This is a genomic window from Caldimonas sp., from assembly GCF_046289365.1.
Classification (GTDB): domain Bacteria; phylum Pseudomonadota; class Gammaproteobacteria; order Burkholderiales; family Burkholderiaceae_C; genus Caldimonas.
This window is the reverse complement of record NZ_JBKBVU010000146.1, coordinates 1-7,634: the sequence shown is the minus strand read 5'-3', so window position 1 is coordinate 7,634 and position 7,634 is coordinate 1. Positions and strand designations below refer to the sequence as shown.

At 68.3% G+C, this 7,634-nt stretch carries 6 protein-coding genes; 3 read left to right on the top strand and 3 right to left on the bottom strand.

What is annotated here, in order from left to right; translation table 11 throughout:
• The 3 genes from ACK42S_RS13210 to glmM all read left to right on the top strand — a co-directional run.
• A partial coding sequence (locus ACK42S_RS13210; RefSeq protein WP_409708259.1) for an ATP-dependent metallopeptidase FtsH/Yme1/Tma family protein occupies positions 1-954 on the top strand: 954 nt, incomplete at its 5' end.
• Positions 955-1,023: 69 nt separating this feature from the next.
• On the top strand, positions 1,024-1,866 hold the full coding sequence (gene folP / locus ACK42S_RS13205; RefSeq protein ID WP_409708256.1) for a dihydropteroate synthase: 843 nt from the start codon (positions 1,024-1,026) through the stop codon (positions 1,864-1,866).
• 84 nt (positions 1,867-1,950) lie between these two features.
• A complete protein-coding gene (gene glmM, locus ACK42S_RS13200) occupies positions 1,951-3,300 on the top strand; it encodes a phosphoglucosamine mutase (protein ID WP_409708253.1) in 1,350 nt (449 codons plus the stop codon).
• 16 nt (positions 3,301-3,316) lie between these two features.
• On the opposite strand, the gene ACK42S_RS13195 is transcribed toward glmM, so the two are convergent.
• The 3 genes from ACK42S_RS13195 to ACK42S_RS13185 all read right to left on the bottom strand — a co-directional run.
• Positions 3,317-4,150, bottom strand: coding sequence for an OmpA family protein (locus ACK42S_RS13195; RefSeq protein ID WP_409708251.1), 834 nt, complete (start codon positions 4,148-4,150; stop codon positions 3,317-3,319).
• 10 nt (positions 4,151-4,160) lie between these two features.
• On the bottom strand, positions 4,161-5,150 hold the full coding sequence (tagF, locus tag ACK42S_RS13190; RefSeq protein ID WP_409708248.1) for a type VI secretion system-associated protein TagF: 990 nt from the start codon (positions 5,148-5,150) through the stop codon (positions 4,161-4,163).
• On the bottom strand, positions 5,147-7,634 hold a 2,488-nt coding region (locus tag ACK42S_RS13185), incomplete at its 5' end, for an ImcF-related family protein (protein ID WP_409708245.1). The genes ACK42S_RS13185 and tagF, both read right to left, overlap by 4 nt.

Genomic DNA, 7,634 nt, shown 5'->3' with positions numbered 1-7,634 from the left:
GGCCGTTTCGACCGCCAGGTCTATGTGACCCTGCCGGACGTGCGCGGCCGCGAGCAGATCCTCAACGTGCACATGCGCAAGGTGCCCATTGGCACGGATGTCAAGCCCGACATCCTGGCCCGTGGCACGCCCGGCTTCTCCGGGGCCGACTTGGCCAACCTCGTGAACGAGGCTGCCCTGTTCGCCGCGCGCCGCAATGCCCGTGTGGTCGAGATGCAGGACTTTGAAAAGGCCAAGGACAAGATCCTGATGGGTCCCGAGCGCAAGTCCATGGTCATGCCCGAGGAAGAGCGCCGCAACACGGCCTACCACGAAGCCGGCCATGCCCTGGTGGCGCGGCTGCTGCCCAAGACCGACCCGGTCCACAAGGTCACGATCATCCCGCGTGGTCGCGCGCTGGGCGTGACGATGCAACTGCCCGAGGGTGACCGCTACAGCATGGACAAGGAGCGTATGCTCAACACCATCGCGGTGCTGTTCGGCGGGCGCATTGCCGAGGAGGTCTTCATGAACCAGATGACCACCGGCGCCAGCAACGACTTCGAACGGGCCACGCAGATCGCCCGCGACATGGTCACCCGCTATGGGATGACCGACGAGCTGGGCCCGATGGTCTACGCCGAGAACGAGGGCGAGGTTTTCCTGGGTCGCTCGATCACCAAACAGGTGAACGTCTCCGAAGAGACCATGCAAAAGGTCGACAAGGAGATCCGCAAGATCATCGACGAGCAGTACGCCATTGCCCGCCGGCTGATCGAGGAGAACAAGGACAAGATGCATGCGATGGCCAAGGCCCTGCTGGAGTGGGAGACCATCGACGCCGAACAGATCGACGACATCATGGCGGGCAAGCCGCCGCGCCCGCCGAAGGACTGGACGCCCAGCAGCGGCGGCAAAGGCAGCGGCGGACCGACACCGCCGGTCAACACCGACCAGGCGCCGGCCGCGGCCTGACGGCGAATCCGTCGCGTCCGGCAGCCACACCCAACGGGGCTTCGGCCCCGTTGTCACTTTCCGAACCCCATGCACTACTGGCAAACGTCGCGCTACGACATCGACCTGAGCCGTCCCCGCGTGATGGGGATCGTCAACATCACGCCCGACTCCTTTTCCGATGGTGGCCGGCATGCCGACACCCGGTCGGCACTGGCCCATTGCGAGCGGTTGCTGCGCGAGGGGGCAGACATCCTCGACCTGGGCGGCGAGTCGAGCCGTCCGGGCGCCCAGGCTCTGCCGCTGCAGGAGGAACTGGACCGCGTGCGGCCCGTGCTGCGCGAGGCCGTGCGCCTGGGGGTCCCCATCTCGGTCGATACCTACAAGCCCGAGGTGATGCGCATGGCCCTGGATGTAGGGGCGGACATCGTGAACGACATCTTCGCACTGCGCAGCCCCGCGGCGGCAGAGGCCATCGCGGCGCATCCTCGCTGCGGGGTGTGCCTGATGCACATGCAAGGCGAACCCAAATCCATGCAGGCGGCACCGCACTATGAGGATGTGGCGGCCGAGGTGCGCTGCTTCCTGGAGGAGAGGGCGCAGGCTTTGCGGGAACGCGGTGTCGCGGCAGCGCGCATCGTCCTTGATCCCGGCTACGGGTTCGGCAAGTCGGTCGAGCACAATTTCGAACTGCTGCGGCGACAGCCGGAGCTGCTCGCGCCGGGTTATCCGCTGCTGGCGGGGTGGTCCCGCAAGTCCTCGCTCGGTGCGGTCACCGGGCGGGATGTGGCCGATCGCCTGGCAGCCAGTGTGGCTGCGGCCCTGGCTGCCGTGGAGCGCGGCGCCCGCATCGTGCGCGTGCACGACGTGGCTGCGACCGTCGATGCGCTGAAGGTCTGGGCCCATGCCGGACTGCCGTCCTGGCAGGCCTGACCTGACCCAGAATGAACGCATCATTGGCGCTGTCGTGGTGCGCACCGGACCCTGGTCCACTCGATCGAAAGAAACGACAGACAGATGAGTCAACGACAGTATTTCGGGACCGACGGCATCCGTGGCGCGGTCGGCAGCTTTCCCATCACGCCGGACTTCGTCCTGCGGCTGGGCCATGCGGTGGGACGCGTGCTGCGGCGCGCCCACCAGGGCGCGGGCCGACCCACGGTGCTGATCGGCAAGGACACGCGTATCTCGGGCTACATGCTGGAGTCGGCGTTGGAGGCAGGCTTCTCGTCGGCCGGCGTAGATGTGCTGCTCAGCGGCCCGTTGCCCACGCCGGGGGTGGCCTACCTGACCCGGGCCCTGCGGCTGGACCTCGGGGTGGTCATCAGCGCCTCGCACAATCCCTATGGTGACAACGGCATCAAATTCTTTTCAGCCCAGGGCGAGAAGCTGCCGGACGAATGGGAACTGGCTGTCGAGGCCCAGCTCGAGGAGCCGCCACAGTGGGTGGATTCCGCTTCGCTGGGCAAGGCACGGCGTCTCGACGATGCCCAGGGGCGCTACATCGAGTTCTGCAAGGCCACCTTCAGTGCCGAGCTGTCGCTCAAGGGCCTGCGGATCGTGGTCGACGCTGCCCATGGTGCGGCCTACCAAGTCGCCCCCGCCGTGCTGCACGAGCTGGGGGCCGACGTCGTGGCGATCGGATGCAGTCCCGACGGCTACAACATCAATGCCGGGTTTGGGGCCACCGCACCGCAGGCCCTGGTCGATGCGGTGCGCCAGCATGGCGCGCATTACGGCGTGGCGCTCGATGGGGATGCCGACCGACTGCTGCTGGTGGATGGCAATGGGCGGCTCTACAACGGCGACGAGCTGCTGTACGTGATGGTTGCCGACCGGCTACGCCTGGGGCAGGCCGTTCCCGGCGTGGTCGGCACACTGATGACCAATCTTGGGGTGGAGCAGGCCCTGGCGCGGCGCGGCGTGCCGCTGGTGCGAGCCAAGGTTGGCGACCGTTACGTCCTGGAGGAACTGGTGGCGCGGGGCTGGCTGCTTGGCGGCGAGGGCTCGGGCCACCTGCTGGCGCTGGACCGGCACACCACGGGTGACGGCATGGTGAGTGCGTTGCAGGTGCTGCAGGCGACGATGCGTTCGGGCCTGGGGGTGGCTGAGCTGCTGGCCGATGTGACGCTGTTTCCCCAGACCCTGATCAACGTCCGCCTGCAGCCCGGCCAGGACTGGCGGCGCAATGATCGCCTGGCTTCCGAGCAGGCCGCCGTGACCCGGGAACTGGGCGAGGCCGGCCGCATCTTGATTCGGGCATCGGGCACCGAACCTTTGCTGCGCGTGATGGTGGAAGCCCGCGACGGCGCCGTGGCGCAAGCCTGCGCCGAGCGGCTGGCCGCCGCGGCGCAGGCGCCGGCGTGAGCGTTGCGCGCGACGGCTACTGGCTGATCCGGAACTCGATGCGACGGTTGCGGGCCCGCCCCTCGGGGGTCTCGTTGCTGGCCACCGGGCGCGCAGAACCCATGCCGGAGATGGCCAGGCGCTGGGCCTCGATGCCCCGGGCCTGGAGGTAGCTGCGAACGGCGTCGGCCCGGGCCAGCGACAGGGCCAGGTTGGCATCCGGGGCTCCGAGGGCATCGGTGTGGCCGATGATCTCGATGCGCCGGGCCGACAGGCGCATCAGGGTCGGCAGCATCTGATCGAGCACCGCCCGTCCCGCGGGCGTGAGCACGGAGCTGCCGGGTTCGAACTCGACGATGCGGTTGGCCAGCGCATGGTCGAGCAGGGTCTGTTCCCCCGTGCCTACGCGCAGGGCGCTGCGCACGGTGTAGGTCGGGTTCAGCCGCGTGGCCACGGCGCTGACCACCTGCTGGCGCTGGGCCTCGTTGGGCACCTCGCCTTGCAGGTCGACCTGCGTGCCGCGCACCGTGAGTTGGCCTCGGCTCACCTGACGGATCTCCGGGCCCAGGATGTTCTGCACGTGCTGGGACCACTGCGGCGGGGCGACCACGCTGCCGATGGCAATCTGATCGACGACGCGGTGCGCGCCGTACAGCTCGTGCAGCCGTTGCAGGACGAGCGCACGCGTGGCCTCGTCCGGGACGGTGCCGGTCACGAGCACCTGGTCGGGAGTGGGCTCGTTGCGGCCGCCGGCCGCGGCAAGGCCACTGCCGAGCAGCAGCGCGGCCGTCAGGGCGTGGAGCCACCCAGGGCGTCGATGGCGGGTGTGCAGGCTTTGCGGGAGGGCAAAGCGGGGGCGGAAGGGCATCATCGGCGTCTCCTCACAGGCCCAGGAAGGCCTCGCGGAAGGTCTGGCTGGCCTGGGCCAGCGAAAGCGTGGGATTGCGCAGATAGCTCGACAGTTTTTTGACTGCGTAGTCAGTCTCGACGAAGCGCTCTACCCAGGACGGGGATGAGAACTCGATGTTGTCCTGGGGGCTTGCCTGCGGGGCCAGCACGGAGCGCAGGCTGCGCGGGCAGGCCCCGTTGAATCCGATGACCAGCAGTCCGCGGCCTCGATGGCGCGTGGTGAAGATGCCCAACTCCAGGCCGCTGCGCCGCAGGAATCCGGCCACCAGGTCGAGCCAGAACGAAGCCACGAAGGGACGGTACAGCGGGTCGTTGGGCAAGGGCAGTTGCAGGCCCCGTTCGAGCCTCGGCGTCGGCTGGCCCAGCAGCGGCCGCAGCAGCAGGCCCAGGGCCAGCAGCGTTTGGCGCAAGGGCAGGGCCTGGCCGGCCTCCTCGAGCAGGGACTCCAGTGCTCCCAGCGTCTGGGTCTGTAGGAAGTCCCGGAAATGCGTCGCACCGGGGGGCACCAAGCCCTCGAGCTGCTGCTCGGCGCGCGCCAGCACGTCCTGGGTTTGGGCAGCATTCTCGCAGGCCAGTGCGAGCTGTGCCGTGTGTTCCATCTGGGGCCACAGGCGTGACAGCCCCAGGGGGCTCAGTCCCAGGAAGCCGGCGGGCTCAGGCACACCGAAGGACGCCGCAGCGATGAAGGGATAGCGGCGGCCTGAGGCGTCCTGGCTGGGGACGAGGTGGCCGGCCAGTCCGACGGGACTGCGTGGGCCCAGAAATGCGAACTGGGTGGCCGGCGCTTCGTCATAGACCTGCTTCCAGCAGGGGTCCTGCGCCAGCAGTTCCAACGTGCGTGACATCCAGCGATCCAGGGTCTGGACGAGCGACGTGCTGGCTGTGCCGTTGCGCACGAAATCGCCGTGGGAGGGGAGCTTGCCGAAGCACACCAGCTTCGCGATGGAGGCGGACAGGCTCATCGAGACCCTCCCGCAGAGACAGTGGAGGCGGGGCGTACGGAAGGGGCGCCGGCCACCGTGCGGGGCAACGGGGCGCCGCCCAGTCCTGCGTGCCCGGTGGACGACTCGCCGGAAGATCCGGGCATGGCGATGATGCGCAGGTGTATGGCCACGGCGTGCCCGCCAGCAGACCATCGCAGTTCATGGGTTTGGGCATCGATGCGGCGGCGCTGGGCACTGTGGATCATGCGCTCCAGACCGAAGCGGCCGGGCTCGTGCACGAAGTCAATGCTGCGACCGTCGAAACTCACCCCGTGCAGGCGCACGCCGAGCGTGGGCTGAGGGCCGGGCCAGACGAAATGCGACCAGGCGGCTGCGGCATTGCGGTAGCGCATCACCTGGCCGTCGATTTCCAGGCTGTACTCGGTCAGCCCCGGGGCGGGCTGGGGCAGGATCTGAAACAGCGTCTGCTCTGTGCCGGCCGGGGCCGTGGCATGGCCCCCGAGCGGCGCCACCCAGGTGGCAAAGCGGGCCGTGAATTCAGGATGGAGCCGGATGGACAGGTCGGCCCAGGTGCGCGGTGCCAGGCTGTCCCCGCGCCGGATCACCAGCGGGCCGAGGGCCTTGTCCGCGAACCGAGCGATCGCCCCCTCGGGGCCGAAGATCTTGGCGATGTCCGCAGCCGAGGCTTCGACACGGGCGTCGGGCTTGAACGGGTAGCGGTCTGCCAGTGTGGATTCGTAAGGGCCGTGCACCTGGGCGAGCCAGATGCGGTTGATCTCTTCCTCTGCACCCGGGATGAGCGCTTCATAGGCCTGCATCAGGGGCCGCACGAGCAAGGGGCGCAGACTGGCGCGCGCACTGTCGCTCAGGCCGTTGAGCATCTGCTCGTCGACGAGCTTGAGCAGCTCGGCGATCTCGGACTGCCCTTCGAGCGTCTGCTGCAGGAGCTGCACGCTGCCCGGACCGGCTTCGCCCTGGGTGTGGATGCGGTTGAAGCGGGTGCGCAGACGGGACAGGCCGTCCAGGTAGGCCCCCATGAGACTGCCACCGTCGTCGCGCGCGCTCAGCAGGCGGCTCACGCCCGCAAACTCCTGACTCACCTGCCCCGTGAGGGTCCGCTGGGCGCTGGCCGGGTCGTCGGTGCGCACTTGCACATTCACCTGGGGCGGTGCTTGACGCAACACCACCTGGCGGAACCATGCACCGAAGCCGCGGCTTGCGCCGGTCACATCCGTGGCGGTCACAGGCCGGTCCCAGGCCGTCTCCTCGTGCACGACAGCCATCAGTCGTCCCAGCGGTGAGGTTGCCGGGTCACCCAAGCGGTTCATACGGCTGACGGCCTGCTCGAAGCTGCCGAAGGGCTGGACACTCACGCCATGCAGGAAGCGGTGCCACTGGGCGATGTACTCGGACTTGTAGGCATCGGTCAGTGCCTTCTGGATCTGCTCGGGGCTGCCATCGAGGGTGAGATCGTCCTGTACGGTGGTTTTGAGCACCCAGTCGTCAGCCTGCAGGGCCTTGTGGGCGGCATCACGGATGGCGCCTTGCACATATTCACGCCATGCCTGGCGGGTGAAGGCTCCCGATACGGCGTGGCTGCCCGACAGCAGGTCGGGGTCGGACTCGCCAATGGCGCGTGCCACTGTCATCGGCGCAAAGCGGGTGGCTGCGCGGGCCTTGATCTCGGCATAAACCCGCTCTCGGGCGGGCATGCCGCGCACCACAGTGCGCAGCACCCGGCGGCTTTCGTCCACCAGGGCCAGATTGTTCGCGACCTGGGGAAACTCGGGGTCGTGGACCTGGGCTGTGGTGTAGGCGATCAGCGATTCCGCCACCACCAGCATGCGTTCGCGAGGCATCGCACCGCGGTTGACTTCGAGCCAGCCACGCCAGAAGCGGGTGATCTGGTCGCTCAGGTGTCCGGGCTCCGCACGACGCCGGTCCGCCAGCATCAGGTAGGTCTTGAGAGCGTTGTAGGCGTCGGTGACGCTCGTGGCAGATGCGGCGCTGTAGGGTGAGCCCTGTGCGGCCGCCGAAGGGGGCGTCGTCGCCGAAGTCACTGGTTCGGCGCCGTCTTGCAGTTGGCCTTCGTTCTCCTTCACGGCGGCCAGATAGGCCTCGATGCTTTGCGCCACCGGCTTGAGCATGACCTCGCGCACACCGTGGAAGTATTCCCGCCGCAGCACGTCCTCGAGCTGGCGTCCCTGGTGCAAGCCGAAGGACAGGGCCCAGGGGCGCTCGCGACGGATCGCCTGGACCTGGGTCAGTCGGTCCTGCAGGATCATGAGCGCTTCCAGGCGTGACGACAGATCGGGCGACGATGTCTGCAGACGGGTGACATGCTCGAGGTCGGTACGAACGTTGGCAACCCACTGGCGGTTGTTCGCGTAGGACCAGGTCCACAGACCCAGGCACAGGCCCAGTGATGCCAGACCCACCAGTACCGTGGCCTGGCGCAAGCGGCGCCGGGGTTGCGTGGGGTGCTGGTGCACCAGATGGCGG